We start from the raw sequence: 21,664 nt of genomic DNA on the forward strand, positions 1-21,664 counted from the left end.
ACGGATCGTGGGACTGCTGGCAGATCGGCTCGACAACATGCACGTGACCGCGGACGCGCCGGGCGGCGCGATCTCCGGTGAGCTGCGCGGCCGCGACTGCGTACGGGTCACCTTCGCCGCTGGCCGCTACCAGTGGCTGGACGAACGCTATGTCGAGCAGCAACTGGCCGGGTTGGGCCGGCTGTTGTGGGCGGGCAGGATGAAGGCGTACTGGGCGGCGGTCAGCGAGGCGCTCGGCACTGCGGTGTCCGGCGAGGACCCGCCGGTCGGGCCGCGCGACGTCGACTACCAGGCGGCCCGGGGCGGGATCGTCGCCGAAGGCCGATCCGACGACGGTTCGGTGCAGATCGAGGTACGCGGGATGCGGGACTGGACGGTGCGGATCGTGCCGGGCAGCCTGCGCCGGTTCCGGGAGGACGAATTCTCCGTACGCGTGCAGCAGGCCGCCACCGCACTGATCCGCGACCAGTTTGCCCAGGTCCGTTCCTTGAAGGACACCATCTACGGTACGGCCGGATAGTCCGGCCAGCAGGGGTGTGACCGCCGTCAAGTTGCCGACATGGTTTCCGCCGGCCCTGCACGGGAACGCCAAGGATCGATACCGTGGTCAGGGGAGGCGTCATGCCGGTTGCAGCGGACACCAGTTCGGTCACGGAGTCGACGGTCGGCGCGTGGGTCGCCCGGTGGATCGTCGGGGCGGCGCTCGGGCAGATCGTCTTCGGCGGCACGGTGCGGCTGGTGCTGGCGGTCCTGATGGGGGCCTTGCTCGGCGGCCTCGGCGTCTGGTTGCTGATGCGGCACCGGGCCGCCCGCCACCCGAAGCAGACCCGAGCGAAGCAGCCGCCGGGGCCGCGGATCCGCTATTCACCGCTGGCACCGCCGGGCCGGCGCTGAGCCGGGCCGCGACCGTCGGCGCTGCCGGCCTACGCGTGCTGGGCGGCGGCTGAGGTCCGGGCGCGCGGGCGGACCTGCTCCCGGGCCTCGGGCGCCAGCCGGGGCGGCCAACTGCCGGGCACCAGGACCCCGCAGTGGTACGCCCAGGCGACCAACGCGGTCCGGTTGGTCACCCGCGCCTGGCGCAGCAGCGCGGTCACGTGGTATTCGACGCCCTTGCGGCTCAGGTGCAGGCTGGCGGCCAGCTCGGCGGTCGAGGCGCCGCCGGCGAGCCCTTCCAGCACCCGGGCACCGACCTCGGTCAGCTGCGGGCGGCGTACCCGGTTCTCCGGGGTGAGCAGCACCAGCACCGAGTCGGCCGGCGGCTCCGTCCCGCGTACCGCCACGGCGGTGATGTGGCTGGAGGCGAGGCGGCCGTCGGTGGTGGTCACCTCGGCCAGGCCGACGAAATGCGGGTACGCGTCGGTCAGCAGGATGCTGAACCGGTGGCGGAACCAGGCCCGCCGGTCCGGGTGCAGCACCAGCTCGAACGGACGTCCGGCGAGCTGCGCGCCCGACCAGCCGATCCACCGGGTCAGGCCGGCCGAGACGCGCACCACCCGGCCGTACCGGTCGAGCTGCAGGGCCCGGGCGTCGGGCCGGAGCCGGAGCCCACCGATCAGGTCGGGGTCGGCGCCGGCTGCCAGGCCGGGTTCCGTACGGGCAACGCTGGTGATGCTGGCAGTCTCCACAAAAGGTACGTTGCCCGGCTCGACTGCTCATTCGGCAGTCCATTTATTGCTTGCTTCGGCCCGGTTGTTGCTTGCTTGGGCCCGGTTGTTCCCACTTCACGCCCGGTTATTGCGCACTGTAGTCGACAGACAACTCACCGCACATGGCTCAGTCGGTCGACGCACACCCACCTGATGCGCCGTCATCGTGTCAGCCGAACGCCGGTCGCTCCACCTGTTACTGGGCAGTACCCCGGAAATGTGTGCCGAAGGGTGTCACCAACGAGGGTGTCTCGCACGTTGTCCCGGCGGCGGCCCGGCACCCGGATACCCTCGGCGGGACCAACCCGGGCCTGGAAGGTGACGATGACGACCTCCACGACGGGCGGCCGGGCCGACTCCGCCGCCACCCCCCTGGTCCGGATCGACGTGTGGTCCGACGTGATCTGCCCGTGGTGCTACATCGGCAAGCGACGGCTGCACACCGCGTTGGAGCAGTTCCCGCACGCCGACCGGGTGCAGGTGCGCTGGCGCAGCTTCCAGCTGGACCCCACGCACGGTGAGCCGCTGCCGGTGCCCGAGATGCTGGCCCGCCGGACCGGCGGGTCAGCGGCCCAGGTCCGGGCGATGACCCAGCGGGTCAGCGAGTTGGCCGCCGCCGAGGGCCTGACCTACGCACTGGACCGCGCGGTCGCGGTGAACACCTTCGACGCGCACCGGTTGAACCAGTTCGCCTCGGCTAACGGGCTCGGCGGGCCGCTGCACGAGCGGCTGATGCGGGCGCATCTGGCCGAAGCCGCGGTGCTGGACGACCCGCAGACCCTGGTCCGGCTCGCCGTCGAGGTCGGCCTGGACCGGGCCGCCGCCGAGCAGGTGGTCCACGGCGACGGGTACGCCGCCGAGGTCGCCGCCGACGCCCGGGCCGCTCGCCGGCTGGGCACCACCGGGGTGCCGTTCTTCGTGCTGAACGACCGGTGGGGGATCTCCGGGGCTCAGCCGGTCGAGACGTTCGCGTCCGCACTGCGCACCGCCCACAGCGCGGCGGTGTAGCCCACGGGCGGGTCAGCTCGCCTGTTGGCGGTCGCGGCTGTCCTCACCGCCGGGCTCCGCCGTGGCGGCCCGCTGGGCCACCGCCGGCGGCGGGGCCGATGGCCGGTGTGACCGGTAGGTCAGCCACAGCGCGGCGATACCGGCGATCGCGGCGGCGACGCTGGCCAGCTGGTCGGCCAGCGACGGGCCGATGCTGACCACCACGACGACCAGCAGCACCAGGGCGAGCGCGCCGAGGCCGGCGGTGCGCAGGAACTGCCGTACCGCCGGGCCGGCGTCGCGGAGCACCAGGACGGCGAGAAGTTCGAGCACGATGATGCCCGCCATCACCAGCAGCGGGACGTGCCATGGTTCTATCTGCACGACGTACCTCTCCGGATCGTGCCGCCACCTCGGTCAGGCCAGCGCACTGGTCATTCCCGTGGTGAACTGTGGCGACAGGTCCTGGTCCTCGTAGAGAAACCGTTCGACGTGGTCCTTGACCACGTCGGAGAACCGCCGGTAGCCGGGGTGCACCGGCCGGGGCAGCGAGTTCTCCACCGCCTCGCGCACTCTGACCAGATGTGGGATCGAGGCCCGCAGGTTCGGGTCGTTGTACGCGCCGATCGCGGTCGGCGCGATGCCGTGCGAGGCGAGGATCTTCTGCGCGCCTTCGCTGGTGGCGAACGAGATGAACGCCAGGGCGCGGTCGACGTAGCGCGAACCGGCGACGACGGCCAGGCTCTGGCCGCCGAGGATGCCCTGGCTGAGCGGGTCGACCCGGATCCGTCCGGTCGCCACGTCCCGGTTGCCGGCCAGTTGCAGCTTGCGGTACTCGACCGGCCAGCTGCGCAGGTACCGGATCGTGGAGTCGGCCGCGCCGAACGCCTCGAGTGACTCGGGCTCGCCGCCGGACGTCAGCACCTTCCCGGCGTCGATCGCGTCCTTCAACGGCTGCAGCGCAGCCTTCCACAGCTCGACGTCGGTGGAGATCCGGTCGGCGGGCCGCTCGGCGCCGGGCGTACCCAGTGGCTTCAGTACGGCGGGCCGCTCGGCAACGGCGTGTTCCAGGACGTTGACCACGAACGCCTCGTAGAACGTCGAAACGCTGGGGCGTAGCTGGCCGACGAACTGCTGCGACCCGTCCGGGATCGTGGCGAGTAGATCGGGCAGCCGGCGGGGCGGTGCCTCGGTGGAGTCACCGTCGAGCCGGGTGAACAGCATGCCGACGTCGGTGTTGAACGGCGCGGCCCAGTACACGCCGGGTTCGTCGGGCACCCGGCTGACCTCGTCGAGGGGGGTGATCAGCTGCCGCCCGCCGGTCGGCGGGATCTTCTCGATCAGGCCCTTGGTGGCGAACTCGGGCACATCGACGATGTCGAGGTTGAGCAGGTCGGCCTCGCCGACGGTCGCCTTCTCCAGCATGATCTGGCGTTCGTCGCCGGAGCCGCTGTCGATCGGGTCGACCCGCACGATGGTCTGCGGGTTGGTCTCGTTCCACATGCTCACCAGCAGGTCGCGGGCTCCGGTCGGGTCCGCTCCTGTGGACAGTCGCAGCTCGACCCGCGACTGCAGCCGGCCGCCGGGGGCCGCGTAGGTGGCGACCGCCGCCAGGGTCCCGGTGGCGATCACTCCACTGAGAAACGAGCGCCGGCTGTACGGCGCCTGGTCCGACATGGGCGTACACTCCCTCCGCGCGGCCGATCGCGGTGACTTTCACCATGATCGACAAACAGCGATGGTTGTGTACGTCACACTACGCTTCTGCGTCAAGGCTGTTACGCGGCGCGGTCAGGACGACTGCGACGGATCCACGTCAGGACCTATTGACGTCAGGACGGCAGTCGCATCGTCGACATGAACGTGGGTAGCAGCCACGGCCGCCGACCGCCGACCGCCACGTTGCGGCCGAGCGCCGCCCGCAGCCGACCCACCCGGCCGAACAGCATCAGGTTGAACGTCGCCGGGTCGTAGCGCAGCCGTACGTCCGGCCTCGGGTCGACCGGCTCCAGCAGCACCCGACCGTCGACCAGGGCCAGGGTGGTCGGGCCACCGGTACGCGGGTGGAAGGTCACCGAGATCCGCCCGGCGCGGACCGGCCGGTCGTGGTCGAGCAGCCGGCCGTAGCCGCACCGGGTGACACCGGCCAGGAAGACGTCGACGAACAGCGCCGCCTGGTGCGGGTCGGTGTGCCAGCGTCCGCCGACCGACCGGGCGATGTCCCAGGCGTGGACGTTCATCTCGTTGAGCAGATGGGAGTAGAGGCCGGCGACCGGCAGCTGGGCGGCACCGAGCCAGCTCACCTCGTGGTCCGGGTCGGCCGCGTCGGCCAGCCGGGTCAGCTCCGCGACGTCGGCGTGCAACCGGGCCGACAACGCCGTTACGTCGCGTTCGGTGAACCGTGCCAGCACCCGCCGGTTCATCTCGGCGACGGTGTCGACCGTCGTCGTCGCCCGCAGCTCATTGATCTCCGGCACCGGCAGATTCGGTACGCCACCGGTGACCAGTGCGATGTCCATCGCGGTGATGGTGGCCAGATGGGCCATGGTGTCCGCGAGGCTCCAGTGGGCGGTCACCGGATGGTCGGCGGGCACACCGTCCACCAGGGTGAGCAGCCGTCGTAACACGTCTGGAGCAGAGGTGGCGGCGCACCGCCACTGATCCGAGGTGACCGGCATGGCTCAATCCTCGCCGTTGCCGGTGCCGCTGACTTGTCGCGGATTGCCGTCTTGGGCGTCATCCGCGCCGAACGGCACCAAGCGGGGCAAGATCTGAGAGGACAGCAGCGTCCGCCGCACAAATGATCGGCGCATGACTATCTCCAGGAGTGAATCTCCACACCCACAGACCATCCCACCGGTGTCCGGCTACCCGGCCCCGGCCTCCCGGACCCGGATCGCGCTGATCGGTGCCGCGGCCGGAGTGCTGCTCGCGGTGCTCTGGTCGTACGACTTCGTCGACCACGTGATCGGCGACAACGTCGCGAACGCGCTGCTCGGCCACGACGCCAAGGCGACCGCGATCGGCGGCACCGTCGCCGGCCTGGTGTTCGCGTTCGTGACCGGGCTGGCCGGCACCTTCACCGCCTGCAACGTGGCGATGGCCGCGTCGATCGGTCCGATGAGCCAGGCCAGCGGCGGCGCGGCGACCCGCGCCGGGCTGCGCAGCCTGCTGCGGCCGATCGGCTGGCTCACCCTCGGCATGGTCGCCGTCGCCGGAGCGTACGGTTTCATCGGGGTGCTGATCGGCGACCGGCTGCCGCAGCTGTCCACCGGCTCGGTCGGCGGGCTGCCGGTACGCCTGATCCAGTCGATGGTGGTCTTCGGGCTGATCGGGCTGGCCTTCGCCTACCTCGGGCTGGCCGCGATCGGCGTACTGCCGGATCCGTTCGCCCGCCGCCCGGTGGCCCGGGTGGTCACCCTCGGCGCGCTCGTCGGCGGCTTCCTGATCGGCCGGCCGTACCCGCTGTTCAACAAGCTGTTCGTCTGGGCGGTGGACAGCGGCAATCCACTGTACGGCGCGGGCGCGTTCATCCTGCAGTCGCTGGGCAACATCGTCATCGTGTCGGCGGTGTTCGCGCTGCTCGTCGTGGTCACCCGGGGCGGGCTGATCCGGTGGCTGGCCACCGACCCGGCCCGGACCGCCGCGGTCACCGGCGGGCTGCTGATCGCGCTCGGTGTCTTCATGGTCGTCTACTGGGACGTGCGGCTGCCGGCAATGTTCGACTACGGCTGGTTCCCCACCATGCCGTACAACAGCCGCTGACCTACCGGCGGCCGCGGTGACCGGTTGACGCCCGCGCAGGGTCAGCCGCCGTATCCGTTGGCGGCCACCTGCTGCGCCCGCTCGGCGTAGACGCCCGGGTCGGCCGGCAGCACCGTGCCGAGTCCGTCCACGTAGCGGTTGAACATGCAGAACGCCGCCGCGATCAGCACCGTGTCGTGGACCTCCAGGTCGGTGGCGCCGGCCGCCCGGGCGGCGTCGACCAGCGCGGCGTCGACGGCGCGGCCGCTGTGCGCGACGGCGCCGGCGATCTTCAGCAGGGCGCGCAGCTTCGGCGTGACCGCGGCGCCGTCGACATCCGCCTGTACCGCCCGCACCATCGGCATCCCGCCGTCGAGTTGCTCGGCGGCGAACGCCGAGTGCGACGCGGAGCAGAACGAGCACTCGTTGCGCTCGGACACGTACGCGGCGATCAGCTCGCGCTCTCCCGGGCTGAGCGTCGGGTGCGGCGCGTGCAGCAGCACCTCGGCGAGCGCGCCGAGCGGTGCGGCGGTCTCCGGCCGGTACCGGAACAGGCCGGTGATCCCCGGGTGCTCCGTCTCGTCCAGACCAAGATCGATGTACGCCATCCGGCAGCCTCCTGCGGCGGTCGGCCGCCGCCGGTCGGCGGCACGGTCCCACAGGGGATGATGCCGGGCCGCCGGCCGCCGCGGTTCTTCCAAAGTGCCCGGTCGGTCGCACCACCCAGGATGGACACGTACAGCGACGAGGTGGGCACGCTAGCGGATTGCCGCTGGTGCAAGGCCGGTGCCACGATCGCCGCATGGCTGACTTGGAAACGGTCCGACGCGCAGCACAGGACCGGGCAGCGGAAATGGTACGGCGACTCGGCACACTGGTGGCCGCCGAGTCACCGCCCGGCGCGGTACGGCTGCTGCACGACTGCGCCGACCTGCTCGACACCTGGGGCAGCGAGGTGCTCGGCCGACCGGCCCGGCGGATCATCCGCGACGGGCTGCCGCACCTGCTCTGGCCGGCCGCCGATCAGCAGGTGCTGCTGCTCGGCCACTACGACACGGTCTGGCCGGCGGGCACCGTCACCGACTGGCCGTTCACCGTGTCCGGCCGGATCGCCACCGGTCCGGGCGTCTGCGACATGAAGGGCGGGATCGTGCAGCTGCTCGGCGCGCTGGCGCTGCTGCCCGACCCGTCCCGCGTCGGGCTGCTGCTGACCTGCGACGAGGAGAGCGGGTCGCCGACCTCCCGGCCGTTGATCGAGCAGCAGGCCGGCCGGTCCGGGGTGGTGCTCGTCGGCGAGCCGAGCAGTGAGGACGGTGGGCTCAAGGTGGCCCGCAAGGGCGGTTCGGTCTACCGGATCACCGTCCATGGCCGGTCCGCGCACGCCGGCGTGGAGCCGCACCGTGGGGTGAACGCGGCGGTCGAGCTGGCCCACCAGGTGCTGGCGGTACGGTCGTTGGCCGCCGACGGAACCACGGTCACGCCCACCGTGCTGCACGGCGGCGTCATGACCAACCAGGTGCCGGAGTCCGCCGAGTTCAGTGTCGACGTGCGGGCCTGGACCCGCGACGAACTGCACCGGGTGGACCGGATGATCCGGGCGTTGCCGGCGCGGCTGGCCGAGGCCACGCTCGACGTCGACGGTGGGGTGAACCGGTACCCGCTGCCCGAGTCGGTGGCGGTGCCGCTGCTGGAGGTGGCCCAGCGGGTCGGCCGGCGGATGGGGCTGCCGCCGTTGGTCGGGGTACGCGCTCCGGGCGCGTCGGACGCGAACTTCACCGGGTCGATGGGCGTACCCACCCTGGACGGGCTGGGGGTGGTCGGCGGCGGGTCGCACGCCCGTAGTGAATGGGCGGACCTGTCACAGATGTCGGACAGGACGGCATTGCTGGCTGCGATGATGATCGACATTCTGGACGATCATCGGCTTAGTGCACTTTCGACGGCACGGGACCACGCGCCCACCGGTTAGGCTCCGGACGGCCGGACCGCGGCCGACGTCGAGCCAGCCGTGGAGGTCCACGCCGCCATGAGTCCGACCAGCCGCCAGCCGGACAGCGCCCCCCGGTTCGGGGTGGAAGAGGAGTTCCTCGTCGTCGACGCGGTCACCCGGGCCCCGGTGCCGCGCGCCGTCGAGGTCGTCGCCGGTGCCGCCCCCCCGGCTGCCCGGTCGGGTGGCCGGCGAGATCACCCCGCTGCAGGTGGAGACCCGTACCGAGCCGTGCACCGGGCACACCGAGCTGGCCGCGCAGCTGGCCGAGGCCCGCAAGGTCGCCGGCGGGTGCGCCCGGGAGCGCGGACTGCGGCTGGTGGCCACCGGCTCGGCCGCCGTCGCCGGACCGGTGCCGCCGCCGATCACCACCGGTCCACGGCAGGACCGGGGCGTCGAGACGTTCCGCGGCCTGCACGACGACCTCGCCATCTGCGCGTTGCACGTACATGTGGAGATGCCCGACCGGGAGCGGGCGGTGCAGGTCGGCAACCATCTGCGGCCGTACCTGCCGGTGCTGCTGACCCTCACGGCGAACTCGCCGTTCTGGGACAACCGGGACTCCGGCTACGCCAGTTGGCGGGCGATGACCTGGCCACGCTGGCCGGTGGCCGGTCCCCCGCCGAAGTTCGACTCGGCCGCCCACTACGACCGGGTGGTGGACTCGCTGCTGGCCGCCGGCGCGTTGGTCGACCGGGGCACCATCTTCTGGGACGTCCGCCCGTCCGAGCACAGCCCGACCGTGGAGGTCCGGGTCGCCGACGCCGCGCTCACCGTCGAGGAGACCGCGCTGTACGCGGCCGTGGTCCGCGCCCTGGTGACCCGACTGTCGGCGCTGGTCGAGCAGGGTGTGCCCGCGCCCGACGTACCGGACGAACTGCTGCGGGTGGCGTACTGGCGGGCGGCGCGCGACGGGTTGGACGGCGCGGGCCTGGACCCGGCCACCGGTCGGCTCCGGCCAACCGCTGACCTGGTCGGTGACCTGGTCGCGGCAATGGAGCCGCAGCTGCACGCCCAGCGCGCCCACCGGATGGTGGTCGACGGGGTGGACCGGCTGCTCGCCGACGGCACCGGCGCCCGCCGGCAGCGGCTCGCCGCGCGGCGGCCGGGTGGGTTGGCCGCCGTCGTCGACTACCTGGCCGAGTGCACCGCCAGCTGACCCGGGAGGTACGGGACAACGGCAATCCGGGGCAACCATCGCGGCCCGCGGTGGGTGATCCTTGAGGGACAGCCCGACCGGTCCTGGAGGTCCCCGTGCAGAACGTCGCGACGGTCCCGTTCCATCTCGACCGGCTCGACCCGGTCGCGATGGGTGCCACCGCCCGCCGGTTCGCCGACCAGATGGCCAGCCGCCGCTCGGTGCGGCACTTCGCGCCCGACCCGGTGCCGCTGGAGGTCATCGAGGACGCGGTACGGGCGGCGGCCTGCTCGCCCAGCGGCGCGAACCTGCAGCCGTGGCGGTTCGTGGTGGTCACCGACCCGCAGCGCAAGCGCCGGCTGCGTCAGGCCGCCGAGGCGGAGGAGCTGGAGTTCTACACGCGCCGGGCGTCCGCCGAGTGGCTGCGGGCGGTGGCCCCGATGGGCACCGACTGGCAGAAGCCGTTCCTGGAGACCGCCCCGGTGGTCATCGTGGTGTTCGAGGTGCACCGGGGCCCCAACTCGCCCAGGCCGTACTACGTCAAGGAGTCGGTCGGCATCGCCACCGGGGTGCTGATCACCGCGCTGCACCTGGCCGGGCTGGCCACCCTCACCCATACGCCCAGCCCGATGAAGTTCCTCAACGAGATCTGCGACCGCCCCGCCGAGGAACGGGCCTGCGTGGTGATGCCGGTCGGCTACCCGGCGGCCGGGGTGACCGTGCCGCAGCTGACCCGCAAGCCGCTGTCCGAAGTCCTGGTCCGCCGGTAGGCCGCAGTGGTACCGGGCCGGGCGGACGGCGAGGACGGCGGGTTTCCCGCAGGGTCAGCGGTCCAGGTCGGCGGCGAAGAACCGGGTCAGCGGCTGGACGTGCCGGTCCGGTCGACGCCACTCGGCCAGCAGGTCCTCCAGCAGGTGCAGCTCCTCGACGAGTTCGCCGCCCCGGTAGCGGCGCACCACCGGGTGGATGAAGGCGCTCTCGGACGCCCGGTCGGGCTGCGGGTGGCGTTCGATCGAGAAGACGTCCGGATAGTCGTCCCGCCCCCACCGCAGCCCGAACGTGTAGTAGTGGCTCTCGCTGCCGAATCGGCGTACCGCGTAGTCCTCCGGCAGGTCGTGGTAGTGCCGGACGTGACCGGTCGCCTGGTCGACGACCAGGGCGTCGACCAGGAACTCGAACTGGGTCCACAGCGCCGAGCTCCAGTTCACCCGGTCCAGCACCGCCCGGGTCAGCGAGTCGGCGTCGGCGGAGACCTTGTCGAAGCCCAGCGGCGCCGCCTCGTACCGCTCGCGCAGCAGCGCGGTCAGGGTCCGCAGGTTGTACCGGAACCCGTCGATGAACGCCGAGGATGCCTTCTTGAAGTCGCGGTCCTGGGCCACGGTGCCGGCGAAGTAGAGCCCGTCGACGTCGACCGACTGCCAGTCCGGGTCGGTGGCCGGCATCCGGCCGCTGGGGACCAGCTTCGGACTGGCACCGGCACCGAAGATCGAGGTGTCCATGGCGAAGCCGGTGCAGCGCAGCACCGACTCGTACTCCATCACCGCGGTCTCGCCGTCGGCGTGGGTGTAGGTGAGGTGCACCTCGTAGCGGTCGCCGACCGGGCGGATCTCGTCGACGACGCAGTCCAGCACCGAGTGCAGCGTCTTGAGCTGGTAGCTGTCCAGCACCGCGCCGTGGTGGCCGCGTACGTCCCCGGGGTGTTTGGTGTTCCAGGCCAGCCGCATCGGCCGAGGGCTGGCCAGGTGCACCATGGCGGCGTGGCCGAGGATCGCCGAGGCGGTCTCGAACGCCGAGTTGCCCTTGCCGAGGATCAGCACCCGGTGGCCGGTGTAGTCCGCCGGGTCGGTGCTCATCGCCTCGTAGCCGACCGCGTGTTCGATACCGGTTACGTCGGGGATGTTCGGCCGGCCCCAGCCGGTGGCCACGACCAGGCATTCGCAGCTGTAGGTCTGGTCACCGGCGGACACCACGAAGCCGTCGTCGGTCTTCTCGACCCGCTCGACGCCGACGCCGTACCGGATCGCCAGCCGGTGGTGCCGGGCGAAGTCGGCCAGGTAGCGGACCAGGTCGTCGGCGCTCGGGTAGTACTCCCGGCTGTAGTCGGAGAAGGGCAGTTCGAACGGCTCGTGCAGCAGCGAGTTCCAGTCCCAGCGGAGTCGGATCTCCGGGTCGGCGCTGACGGTGTGCACCTTGTTCAGCGAGATCAGGCCGCGGTGTCTAGGGAACCGCCGGAAGAACTCCCCGGGAGCGTCGGATCGCTCCAGTGTGAGGTAGTCACTGCCGGCCTGCTGCAGGTAGTAGCTGAGCTGTAGCCCGGCCGGGCCGGCGCCGACGATCAGATACCGGTGGTGGGTGGTCGCGGGCGGCACGTCGGTCATGGATCTCTCCCCGGTCGGAATATCCATGACTTTTTATGATGAATGCGCATAAGTCAAACGGTCGTACGGATCATCGACGACCGCCCGAGGGGCGGTTGCGCGGCCCGGCCGAGGAATCCGATCCCCGGGCCACGGTGGACGACCCGGGGCGCCCGGAAACCCGGCCGTGGTGGACGGGCCGGGCGCCCGGGCTGCCGCGGCCGAGGTCAGGCCGCCTGGGTCGCTGGCTCGCGCCGGCCACTGACCTTCGCCGGCGGCATCGGGCCGCCCTTCGCGGTGCCGGACAGCTCGTCACCGTTCACCACCACGTCGAACAGCAGGTTCATCCGGATCGGCTTGGTGATCGACTGGTACCAGGACAACCGGTCGCCGGCCAACTGCAGGTCCTGCAGGACCAGTTCCTCCTTCTCCCCGCGGGAGATCCCCTGCAGCACACCGTCCTTGGTGAACAGTTCGAGCACGGTGTGCCGGGTACCCAATGGGGTGGACACGGCGACCTTCCAGAATCCCTCGACAGACACGACGGCTCCTTCTCTGCGCGGTGAGCCGGACAGCCGACCGCAATACGACGGTGCACGGTGTCCGGATGACGCGTCATGCGACACCTCACTCAGGCTAGCCAGCTCCCGTCGCCGAGGGTTTCGCAATATTGCCGTCTTTCGGCCCGGTCGGATCGGCGACGGATTGTGACAGATCCCGAGAATGCAACGAATCACCGGAGGCAATGTGAAAGAAGCGCTGCACCGTACGGCCGTCGGACGATGATCCCGGTGGCCGACCGTGCCGCGCGGCCTCCCCATATCCACCCACCCTCGGCATCAGGAGGATCCCCGGCGAGCCGGGAGCCACGAGGGCTCCCGTTCACCGCACGCCATTTCCGGAAATTCATCGGATCGGCGTTGCGGCAACGACGTCCGCCCTGTCAACTCCGTCGGCCTGGACAACAGCCGATGGTTCCCGCAGTAAGGAGACCAGACCGTGCTGGGTCAACGCCTGCGCTCGATCAGCCCCGGAATAACGGCGATTTTACTTCTCGTCGTGATGTTCTTCGTCATCGACGCTCGCGTGTCGGTGGCCGGCGCTGACGAGGTTGCCCAAAAGTACCGGTTCACCGAGCATGAGATCGACTATCCGGAAGGTTACGACCAACTACCTAAACGGAACATCCGTGAGGTCAACGAGTCGTACCACAAGATCCGGTCCTGGATCTCCTCGGTGGGCGCGAGCATCGCCGTCAACGACCTGACCGGCCACGGGGTGGCCAACAGCCTGTGCTTCGTCGACGTGCGGACCAACGAGGTGGTGGTCACCTACGCGCCGACCGCACCGGCCGCCGACCGGTTCGAGCCGTTCCTGCTCGACCCGGCACCGCTGCCGATCGACCACACGATGGCGCCGATGGGCTGCGTACCGGGTGACTACAACCTGGACGGCCGGATGGACATCATGGTGACCTACTGGGGCCGGGTGCCGATCATGTTCCTGCGCAAGGCCGGCACCGAGCTGCCCGCCAACGACGCGTACCACCGGCAGGAGATCCTGCCGCAGGACTCGCCGGACGGCCGCTACCACGGTCCGAAGTGGCACACCAACGCCGCCACGGTCAACGACTTCGACGGTGACGGCAAGCCGGACGTGGTGATCGGCAACTACTTCCCCGAGTCCGACGTGCTCGACCCGGACGGCCAGGACAACGTCGAGATGAACGACTCGCTCTCCACCGCCACCAACGGCGGCGGGCTGCAGGTGCTGCGCTGGCACGCGGCGACCTCCGGTGAAACGCCGTCGGTGACGTTCGTGCCGGAGCGCGGCGCGGTCCCGTTCGCCAAGAGCACCGGCTGGACCCTGGCGCTGAGCTCCGCCGACCTGACCGGTCGCGGCCTGCCGGACATGTACGTGGCGAACGACTTCACCTTCGACGCCCTGCTGCACAACGTCTCCCGGCCGGGTCGGATCAAGTTCGAGGCGGTGTACGGCGAGCGCAGCCACGGTACGCCGAAGTCGTTCCAGCTGGGCAAGGACTCGTTCAAGGGGATGGGCGTCGACTTCGGCGACCTGGACGCCAACGGCAGCTTCGACATGGTGGTCTCCAACATCACCACCGCCTGGGGGTTGGAGGAGAGCAACTTCGTCTGGGTGAACCAGGCCGGCTCCGAGGAGGAGGCCCTGCAGAGTCTCTCCGCCGGTACCGCGCCGTTCATCCAGCAGGCCCGGCCGCTCGGCCTGGCCTGGAGCGGCTGGGGCTGGGACGTGAAGTTCGCCGACTTCCGCAACGACGGTGACCTGGAGGTCGTGCAGACGCTCGGCTTCGTCAAGGGCGACATCGACCGGTGGCCGTGGCTGCAGGAGATGGCGATGTCCAACGACAACCTGCTGTCCAACCCGGCGATGTGGCCGAACATGCAGCCCGGCGACGACATCGCCGGTCACCAGCCGCTCGCCTTCTTCGCCCGGACCGACAGCGGCGAGTTCACCAACATCACCGAGCAGCTCGGCCTGGACGTGCCGATCCCGACCCGCGGCATCGCCACCGCCGACACCCGGGCGACCGGCGCGCTCGACCTGGCCGTGGCCCGGCAGTGGGCCGCCCCGGCGTTCTACACCAACGAGGCACCGGACCTCGGCGACTACCTCAACCTGCGGCTGTACCGGCCGACGCTGGACGGCACCGACGCCGACCTGCCCGGTACGCCGGCCTACGGCGCCACCGTCACGGTCACCACCGCAGACGGACGCCGGCAGGTCTCCCAGCTCGACGGCGGCAGCGGCCACGGCGGCAAACGCAGCTTCGATGTCCACCTCGGACTCGGCGACGCCACCGGCCCGGTCACCGTCGACCTGCGCTGGCGTGACCTCGACGGCGATCTGCACAGCACCACCCAGCAGCTGTCGGCCGGCACGCACACCCTCGTGCTGACCGACCGTGTCCAGGAGGTTCCGAACCGATGACCACGACCGCCGAACGCCAACAGACCGTCGGCACGACGACGGCCCCCGCCGGCCCACCCGCGCCGGCGGCGAAGGAGCCGGACCGCCGCTACCTGGCGCTGCGCAACTTCGCCATCTCGATGACCGTGTTCAACATCCTCGGGTACACCGTCCTGGGCTTCGAGCAGCCGTGGCTGTGGCCGATCCTGGCGGTGCTGGTGGGCTACGCCACCGAGCTGGTCTTCGAGACCTTCAGCGCCCGGATGCAGCAGCGGGCACCCCGGTACACCGGGCGCGGCGGACGCGGCATGTACGAGTTCCTGCTGCCTGCCCACATCACCGCGCTGGCCTGCAACATGCTGCTGTACGCCAACGACATGTTCCTGCCGATCGCCTTCGCGGTGATCGTCGGGGTCACCGGCAAGTACGTCTTCCAGGCCCCGGTGTACGGCCGGATGCGGCACTACATGAACCCGTCCAACCTGGGCATCACCGTGGCCCTGGTCTGCTTCGGCTCGTGGATCTCGATCGCCCCGCCGTACCAGTTCACCGAGGGTGCCAACACCTTCTTCCGGATCATGATCCCGATCATCATCGTCACCGCCGGTACGGTGATCAACGCCATGCTGACCCGCAAGGTGGCGTTGATCGTCGGCTGGCTGGGCGGCTTCGCCATCCAGGCGCTGCTGCGGCACTGGATCTGGGACGTGGCGCTGTTCTCCGCGCTCGGCGTGATGGCCGGGGTGGCGTTCGTGCTGTTCACCAACTACATGATCACCGACCCGGGGACCACCCCGGTCAAGCCGATCCACCAGTTCATGTTCGGGTCGTCGGTGGCCATGGTCTACGGCGTACTGATGCTGTTCAACGTCGTCTACACGCTGTTCTTCGCCGTCGTCGTGGTCTGCGGCGCCCGCGGCATCTACTGGTGGATGGTCCACCTGCGCAAGCGCGCCCAGCAGCAGGCGGCGGTGGCACCCGCCGCCGCGCCGGTGGCCGGCGCGACGGCGTGAGGAAAGGTATCTGATGAGTGACCGTATCGCGGTGGTCGGGATCGCCTGCCGGTATCCCGACGCCGACTCCCCCAACCAACTGTGGGAGAACGTACTCACCGGCCGCCGGGCCTTCCGCCGGCTGCCGGACGAGCGGATGAACCACGAGGACTACTACTCCCCCGACCCGGCCGCGCCGGACCGGTTCTACTCGGCCAAGGCGGCGGTGCTGGAGGGGTTCGAGTTCGACCGGGTCAAGTACCGGATCGCCGGCAGCACCTTCCGGTCCACCGACATGACCCACTGGCTGGCCCTGGACACCGTCGCCCGGGCGCTGGCCGACGCCGGCTTCGCCGACGGCGAAGGGCTGCCGGCGGCCAGCACCGGCGTGGTCATCGGCAACACCCTGACCGGTGAGTTCAGTCGGGCGAACCTGCTGCGGCTGCGCTGGCCGTACGTGCGGCGCACGGTCGGCGCGGCCCTGCGCGAACAGGGCTGGGACGACACCGCGGTGACCGCCTTCCTGGACGATCTGGAGCCGCGCTACAAGGCGCCGTTCCCGCCGATCGACGAGGACACCCTCGCGGGTGGGCTGGCCAACACCATCGCCGGACGGATCTGCAACCACTTCGACTTCAAGGGCGGCGGGTACACCGTGGATGGTGCCTGCTCGTCGTCGCTGCTGTCGGTGGCGACCGCCTGCAACGCGCTGAGCAACGGCGAGCTGGACGCGGCGGTCGCAGGCGGGGTGGACCTGAGCATCGACCCGTTCGAGGTGATCGGCTTCGCCAAGACCGGCGCGCTGGCCACCGCCGAGATGCGGGTGTACGACCGCAACTCCAACGGCTTCTGGCCCGGTGAGGGCTGCGGCATGCTGGTGCTGATGCGCGACGAGGACGCCATCGCCCGGGGTCTGCGTCGGCACGCGGTCATCGCCGGCTGGGGCTACTCCTCCGACGGCAAGGGCGGCATCACCCGGCCGGAGGCCAGCGGTCACCGGCTGGCCATCCGGCGGGCGTACCAGCGGGCCGGTTTCGGCATCGACTCGGTCGCCTACCTGGAGGGGCACGGCACCGGTACGGCCGTCGGCGACGCCACCGAGCTGCGCGCGTTCACCGAGGCCCGCCGGGAGGCGGCCCCGGACGGCGAGCCGGCCGCGATCAGTACGGTCAAGGGCAACTTCGGCCACACCAAGGCCGCCGCCGGGGTGGCCGGCCTGCTCAAGGCGATCCTGGCGGTCCGCCAACAGGTGATCCCGCCGGCCACCGGGCACGTCGAGACCCACCCGGAGCTGGACGTCGAGCAGCCCGCGCTGCGGGTGCCGGAGAGCGCCGAGCTGTGGCCGGCGGACCAGCCGATCCGGGCCGCGGTCTCGTCGATGGGCTTCGGCGGGATCAACGCCCACGTGGTGGTGGAGACCGCCGAGACCAGCCGGCGGACCCGGGTCGGGACCGCGACCACGGCGCTGGTGCGGTCCCGGCAGGACACCGAGCTGCTGCTGTTCGACGCCCGGACCCCGCAGGAGCTCGGCGAACGACTCGCCGGGCTGGCCCCGTGGGTGGCCCGGCTGTCCTACGCCGAACTCGGCGACCTGGCCGCCGCGCTGGCCGGGCAGTTGGCCGGCCAGCCGGTCCGGGCCGCGGTGGTCGCCGGCTCCCCGGAACAGGCCGCCGGCCGGCTCAGCCGGCTGGCTGAGGCGGTCGCCGCCGGCGAGCCTACGGTCATCGACGCCGCCGACGGCGTGTTCCTCGGCGCCGCCGGCGGCAACCCGCGCATCGGGTACCTGTTCCCCGGGCAGGGTGCCGGCCGGCGGGCCGACGGTGGCGCACTGCGTCGCCGGTTCGCCGAGGTCGACACGCTGTACCGGACGTACCAGCCACCGGCCGGTGCCGACCTGGTGGCCACGGCGGTCGCCCAACCACGGATCGTCACCGGATCGGTCGCCGGTCTGCGGGTGCTGTCCATGGTGGGCATCGAGGCCACCGGCGCCGCCGGGCACAGCCTCGGTGAACTGACCGCGCTGCACTGGGCCGGGGCGATGGATGAGCCGACGCTGCTGGCCACGGCCGCCGCCCGAGGCCGGATCATGGCCGACGCCAGCGCCGGTGACGGCACGATGGCCAGCATCTCCGCCGCGCCCGAGGTGGTGCAGCCGCTGCTCGCCGGTACGGCGGTGGTGATCGCCGGCTACAACAGTCCGCAGCAGACCGTGGTCTCCGGCCCGGTCGTCGCAGTCGAGCAGGTCGGTGCCCGAGCCGAACGGCAGGGCCTGTTCTGGACCCGGATCGCCGTGTCGCACGCCTTCCACTCCGAGGCGGTCGCCCCGGCCGCGGTGGCGTTCGGTGAACACCTGGCCGGTCAGTCGTTCACCCCGCTGGCCAGGTCGATGGTCTCCACCGTCACCGGTGAGCCGCTGCCGGCCGACACCGACGTCGTCGACCTGCTGCGTCGGCAGGTGCTCGACCCGGTGCGGTTCACCCAGGCGGTGGGCCGGCTGGCACAGACCAGTGACCTGCTGCTGGAGGTCGGCCCGGGCCGGATCCTGCGGGGCCTGGCGGGCGAAATCGCCCCGGACGTGCCGACGATCTCGCTGGAGACCGACAGCCTGTCGCTGTCCGGGCTGCTCAACGCAGTCGGGGCCGCGTACGCGCTGGGCGCTGTGATCGACCATGATGCCTTGTTTCAGGGCCGGTTCACCCGGCCGCTGGAACCCGGTCGGCCGCTGCGCTTCCTCGCCAGCCCGGCCGAGTCGGCCCCGGCCGGCGACTTCGCCGTCGCCCGGCAGGCCGGAGCCGAGCCGACCGATCACGCCCCGGGATCCGCGAACGGCGCCCGGGACCAGGCGGCGGTGCGCTCCGGTGCGGACAGTCTCGAGGTGCTCCGTCGGCTCGCCGCCGAACGGGCCGAGCTGCCGCTGGAGGCGGTACGCCCGGGCAGCCGGCCCCTCGACGAACTGCATCTGAGCTCGATCACCGTGGGCCAGATCGTCAACCAGGCGGCCCGCGAACTCGACGTACCGGCGCCGACGCTGACCTCCAGCTACGCCACCGCGACGGTGGCCGAGATCGCGCAGATCCTCGACGACGCCGCCGGTGCCGCACCGGCCGGCGACGACGCGGAGCCGGTCGTCGCCGGAGTGGCCCCCTGGGTCCGGGCGTTCGCCGTGGACCTGGTGCCCACCGGGGTCGCCCCGTTCGCCGGGTCGGGTGTCGACGGCGACTGGCAGGTCTTCACCGCCGGTCACAACCCGCTCGCCGAGCCACTGGCGGCGGCGCTGGGCACGGCCGGGGTGGGCGACGGGGTGCTGCTCTGTCTGCCCCGCGACGGCCAGCCGGAGCACGTTCCGGTGCTGCTGCGGGCCGCCCGCGCGGCGCTGTCCGCCGGCGGGCCGGTCCGGTTCGTCGCGGTCGGTGACCGGCGCTCCGCCGCCGGCCTGGCCAAGACGCTGCACCAGGAGCATCCGGATATCGACACCACGGTGGTGCTGCTGCCGTTGCCGGAGTACCCGGCGGCCCGCGACGAGGGACTCGACGAGGTGGTGCGCCGGCTCGTCGCCGACGTCGGTGCGACGACCGGGTTCAGCGAGGTGCACTACGACGCCGCCGGTGAGCGGTACGAGCCGGTGCTGCGGCCGATCCAGCTGCCACCCAACGGCGGCGCCGGGATCGGCCCGGACGACGTACTGCTGGTCACCGGCGGCGGCAAGGGCATCACCGCCGAGTGCGCCTTGGCGCTGGGCCGGGACACCGGCACCGCCGTCGGCCTGCTCGGCCGCTCCGACCCGGCCGACGACGCCGAACTGGCCGCCAACCTGGACCGGTTGCGGGCCGCCGGCGTCCGGTTCCACTACGCCCGGGCCGACATCACCGCGGTGGACCAGGTGAAGGCGGCGGTGAACGCCGTCGAGCAGGCGCTCGGCCAGGTCACCGGGGTGCTGCACGGTGCCGGGCGCAACGAACCGACGCCGGTGGCCGCGCTCGACGAGGCCGCTTTCCGCCGTACCCTGGCTCCGAAGATCGACGGCCTGGACGCGGTGCTCGCCGCGACCGACCCGCAGGCGCTGCGGCTGCTGATCACCTTCGGCAGCATCATCGGCCGGGCCGGGCTGCGCGGCGAGGCGCACTACGCCACCGCCAACGACTGGATGACCGACCTGACCCGCAAGGTCGGCGAGGACCACCCGCACATCCGCTGCCTCGCCCTGGAGTGGTCAGTGTGGTCGGGTGCCGGGATGGGTGAACGGCTCGGGGTGCTGGAGTCGCTGACCCGCGACGGCATCTCCCCGATCCCGGTCGAGGACGGCATCGCGATCCTCAAGGAGGTGCTGGCCAGCCCGTCCGCGCCGCAGGCGATGGTGGTGATGAGCCGCTCCGACGGGCTGCCGACGGTCACCATGGAGCGGCGGGAGCTGCCGCTGCTGCGCTTCGTCGACCGGCCGCAGGTGCACTACCCGGGCGTCGAGCTCATCGTCGACGCCGACCTGACCGCCGACGACGACCTCTACCTGCCGGACCACCTGCTCGACGGGGACCTGCTGCTGCCGGCGGTGCTCGGCATGGAGGCGATGGCCCAGGCGGCGCGGGCGCTGACCGGGCGGATCGAGACGCCGGTGCTGGAGAACGTCGAACTGCTCCGGCCGATCGTGGTACCGCCGGACGGCAGCAACACCATCCGGATCGCGGTGCTCGCCGCGCCGGACGGCGCCGTCGACGCGGTGGTCCGCAGCAGCGACACCGGGTTCGCGGCCGATCATTTCCGGGCCCGGCTGCGCTACGACCTGCCGGCCCGTCCCGAGGTACGACCGGCGACCGCGGCCACCGAGCTGCTGCCGATTGACCCGGCCGCCGAGCTGTACGGGCCGGTGCTGTTCCAGGGGGCGCGGTTCCAGCGGCTGCAGGGCTACCTGGATCTGGCCGCCACCAACTGCGTGGCGCGGGTGTCGAACCGGTCGGTGGCGCCGTGGTTCGCCCGGTTCCGGCCGGGTGAGCTGGTGCTCGGCGACCCCGGCACCCGGGACACGGTGATGCACGCCCTGCAGTGCTGCGTACCGGACGCCACGCTGCTGCCGGGGGCGATCGAACGGCTGCACCTGGCCGACGCGAAGGTCGCCGCCACCCTGGACACCGTCACCATCCACGCGCTGGAACGGTCCCGGGAGGGCGACACCTACCTGTACGACGTGGACGTCTGTGACCCGGACGGCAACCTCGTCGAACGGTGGGTGGGGCTGCGGCTGCACGCCGTACGCAAACTGGACGGTTCCGGTCCGTGGCTGCCGGCGCTGGTCGGGCCCTACCTGGAGCGGCGGGTCGGCGCGTTCCTGCCGACCGACCTGCGGGTAGTGGTCCGCCCGGACGACCCGCAGGCGACCGAGGTGGCCGACCGGCGGGAGCAGACCCGCAAGGCGGTCAGCTGGGCGCTGGGCGGCGACACGCAGGTGCGCTACCGGCCGGACGGCAAACCGGAGGTCACCGGCGGGCCGCAGATTTCGGCGTCGCACGGCGCCGGGGTGACCGTGGCGGTCACCGGCCCGGCGGCGGTCGGCTGCGACGTCGAGGTGGCCGCCGGCCGTACCGACGAGGAGTGGGCCGACCTGCTCGGCGCGGAGAACCTGGCGCTGGCCAGGCTGGTCGCCCGGGAACGCGGCGAGGAGTTGTCGGTGTCGGCGACCCGGGTGTGGGGCGCCGTCGAGTGTCTGCGCAAGAACGGCCACGCGCGGGTCGACCTGGCCGCCGAGCCGAACGCACCGGCCGGCTGGGTGGCGTTGCGGTCCGGGACCACCCGGATCGCCACCTTCACCACCGCGCTGCAGGGCGTCGACGACCCGGTGGTCTTCGCGATGTCCGCCGACGGAGGCAGGTGAG

At 71.6% G+C, this 21,664-nt stretch carries 17 protein-coding genes; 10 read left to right on the plus strand and 7 right to left on the minus strand.

The genetic code is table 11. From position 1 onward, the window contains the following. Nucleotides 1-7 precede the first annotated feature (7 nt). Complete coding sequence (locus tag ACFHWT_RS17930; protein ID WP_416595809.1) at nucleotides 8-520, plus strand: hypothetical protein; 513 nt, start codon at nucleotides 8-10, stop codon at nucleotides 518-520. A 101-nt stretch (nucleotides 521-621) separates the two neighbouring features. Then, nucleotides 622-894, plus strand: coding sequence for a hypothetical protein (locus tag ACFHWT_RS17935; RefSeq protein WP_416595810.1), 273 nt, complete (start codon nucleotides 622-624; stop codon nucleotides 892-894). Between the two features lie 29 nt (nucleotides 895-923). Here the strand turns inward: ACFHWT_RS17935 and ACFHWT_RS17940 are convergent, their stop codons facing one another. Beyond that, on the minus strand, nucleotides 924-1,625 hold the full coding sequence (locus tag ACFHWT_RS17940) for a helix-turn-helix transcriptional regulator (RefSeq protein WP_123603638.1): 702 nt from the start codon (nucleotides 1,623-1,625) through the stop codon (nucleotides 924-926). 345 nt (nucleotides 1,626-1,970) lie between these two features. Between ACFHWT_RS17940 and ACFHWT_RS17945 the strand changes: the two genes are divergently transcribed. Next, nucleotides 1,971-2,654 carry a DsbA family oxidoreductase gene (locus ACFHWT_RS17945; protein WP_416595811.1) on the plus strand — a complete coding sequence of 228 codons (684 nt, stop codon included), beginning with the start codon at nucleotides 1,971-1,973 and terminating at the stop codon, nucleotides 2,652-2,654. A 12-nt stretch (nucleotides 2,655-2,666) separates the two neighbouring features. Here ACFHWT_RS17945 and ACFHWT_RS17950 read toward each other — a convergent pair whose 3' ends face one another. The 3 genes from ACFHWT_RS17950 to ACFHWT_RS17960 form a co-directional block, all read right to left on the minus strand. Further along, nucleotides 2,667-3,017, minus strand: a complete 351-nt coding sequence (locus tag ACFHWT_RS17950) for a hypothetical protein (protein ID WP_416595813.1) — start codon at nucleotides 3,015-3,017, stop codon at nucleotides 2,667-2,669. Nucleotides 3,018-3,050: 33 nt separating this feature from the next. Continuing rightward, nucleotides 3,051-4,310 (minus strand): extracellular solute-binding protein, encoded by a 1,260-nt coding sequence (locus tag ACFHWT_RS17955; RefSeq protein WP_416595814.1) that lies wholly within the window; start codon nucleotides 4,308-4,310, stop codon nucleotides 3,051-3,053. A gap of 155 nt (nucleotides 4,311-4,465) precedes the next feature. Then, entirely contained in the window at nucleotides 4,466-5,311 is an 846-nt protein-coding gene (locus ACFHWT_RS17960) for a maleylpyruvate isomerase N-terminal domain-containing protein (RefSeq protein ID WP_416595815.1), read from the minus strand. Between the two features lie 181 nt (nucleotides 5,312-5,492). Here ACFHWT_RS17960 and ACFHWT_RS17965 point away from each other — a divergent pair, with 181 nt between their 5' ends. Next, a complete protein-coding gene (locus ACFHWT_RS17965) occupies nucleotides 5,493-6,398 on the plus strand; it encodes a hypothetical protein (protein ID WP_416595816.1) in 906 nt (301 codons plus the stop codon). Between the two features lie 41 nt (nucleotides 6,399-6,439). Here ACFHWT_RS17965 and ACFHWT_RS17970 read toward each other — a convergent pair whose 3' ends face one another. Continuing rightward, entirely contained in the window at nucleotides 6,440-6,985 is a 546-nt protein-coding gene (locus ACFHWT_RS17970; protein WP_416595817.1) for a carboxymuconolactone decarboxylase family protein, read from the minus strand. Nucleotides 6,986-7,179: 194 nt separating this feature from the next. On the opposite strand from ACFHWT_RS17970, the gene ACFHWT_RS17975 reads away from it, so the two are divergent. The 3 genes from ACFHWT_RS17975 to ACFHWT_RS17985 all read left to right on the plus strand — a co-directional run bounded on the left by ACFHWT_RS17975 (nucleotide 7,180) and on the right by ACFHWT_RS17985 (nucleotide 10,272). Continuing rightward, nucleotides 7,180-8,346, plus strand: a complete 1,167-nt coding sequence (locus ACFHWT_RS17975) for a M20/M25/M40 family metallo-hydrolase (RefSeq protein WP_416595818.1) — start codon at nucleotides 7,180-7,182, stop codon at nucleotides 8,344-8,346. 175 nt (nucleotides 8,347-8,521) lie between these two features. Further along, entirely contained in the window at nucleotides 8,522-9,523 is a 1,002-nt protein-coding gene (locus ACFHWT_RS17980; RefSeq protein WP_416595820.1) for a carboxylate-amine ligase, read from the plus strand. Between the two features lie 149 nt (nucleotides 9,524-9,672). Next, on the plus strand, nucleotides 9,673-10,272 hold the full coding sequence (locus ACFHWT_RS17985) for a nitroreductase family protein (RefSeq protein WP_416595858.1): 600 nt from the start codon (nucleotides 9,673-9,675) through the stop codon (nucleotides 10,270-10,272). A 54-nt stretch (nucleotides 10,273-10,326) separates the two neighbouring features. On the opposite strand, the gene ACFHWT_RS17990 is transcribed toward ACFHWT_RS17985, so the two are convergent. Both ACFHWT_RS17990 and ACFHWT_RS17995 read right to left on the minus strand, forming a co-directional pair. Then, nucleotides 10,327-11,880, minus strand: a complete 1,554-nt coding sequence (locus ACFHWT_RS17990) for an NAD(P)-binding domain-containing protein (protein ID WP_416595822.1) — start codon at nucleotides 11,878-11,880, stop codon at nucleotides 10,327-10,329. Between the two features lie 206 nt (nucleotides 11,881-12,086). Continuing rightward, the gene (locus ACFHWT_RS17995; protein WP_416595823.1) at nucleotides 12,087-12,401 is read right to left on the minus strand and encodes a hypothetical protein; all 315 of its coding nucleotides are present in this window, start codon (nucleotides 12,399-12,401) and stop codon (nucleotides 12,087-12,089) included. A 520-nt stretch (nucleotides 12,402-12,921) separates the two neighbouring features. Between ACFHWT_RS17995 and ACFHWT_RS18000 the strand changes: the two genes are divergently transcribed. Genes ACFHWT_RS18000 through ACFHWT_RS18010 form a run of 3 tightly spaced genes read left to right on the plus strand, consistent with a single transcriptional unit; the run spans nucleotide 12,922 to nucleotide 21,663 of the window. Further along, nucleotides 12,922-14,829, plus strand: a complete 1,908-nt coding sequence (locus tag ACFHWT_RS18000; RefSeq protein ID WP_416595859.1) for a CRTAC1 family protein — start codon at nucleotides 12,922-12,924, stop codon at nucleotides 14,827-14,829. Then, complete coding sequence (locus ACFHWT_RS18005; protein ID WP_416595825.1) at nucleotides 14,826-15,821, plus strand: enediyne biosynthesis protein; 996 nt, start codon at nucleotides 14,826-14,828, stop codon at nucleotides 15,819-15,821. The genes ACFHWT_RS18000 and ACFHWT_RS18005 overlap by 4 nt, the downstream gene beginning before the upstream one ends. A gap of 13 nt (nucleotides 15,822-15,834) precedes the next feature. Further along, on the plus strand, nucleotides 15,835-21,663 hold the full coding sequence (locus ACFHWT_RS18010; RefSeq protein ID WP_416595827.1) for an SDR family NAD(P)-dependent oxidoreductase: 5,829 nt from the start codon (nucleotides 15,835-15,837) through the stop codon (nucleotides 21,661-21,663). Nucleotide 21,664 lies beyond the last annotated feature (1 nt).

The sequence above is a fragment of the Micromonospora sp. LOL_021 genome (assembly GCF_048060215.1).
Taxonomy (GTDB): Bacteria; Actinomycetota; Actinomycetes; order Mycobacteriales; family Micromonosporaceae; genus Micromonospora_E.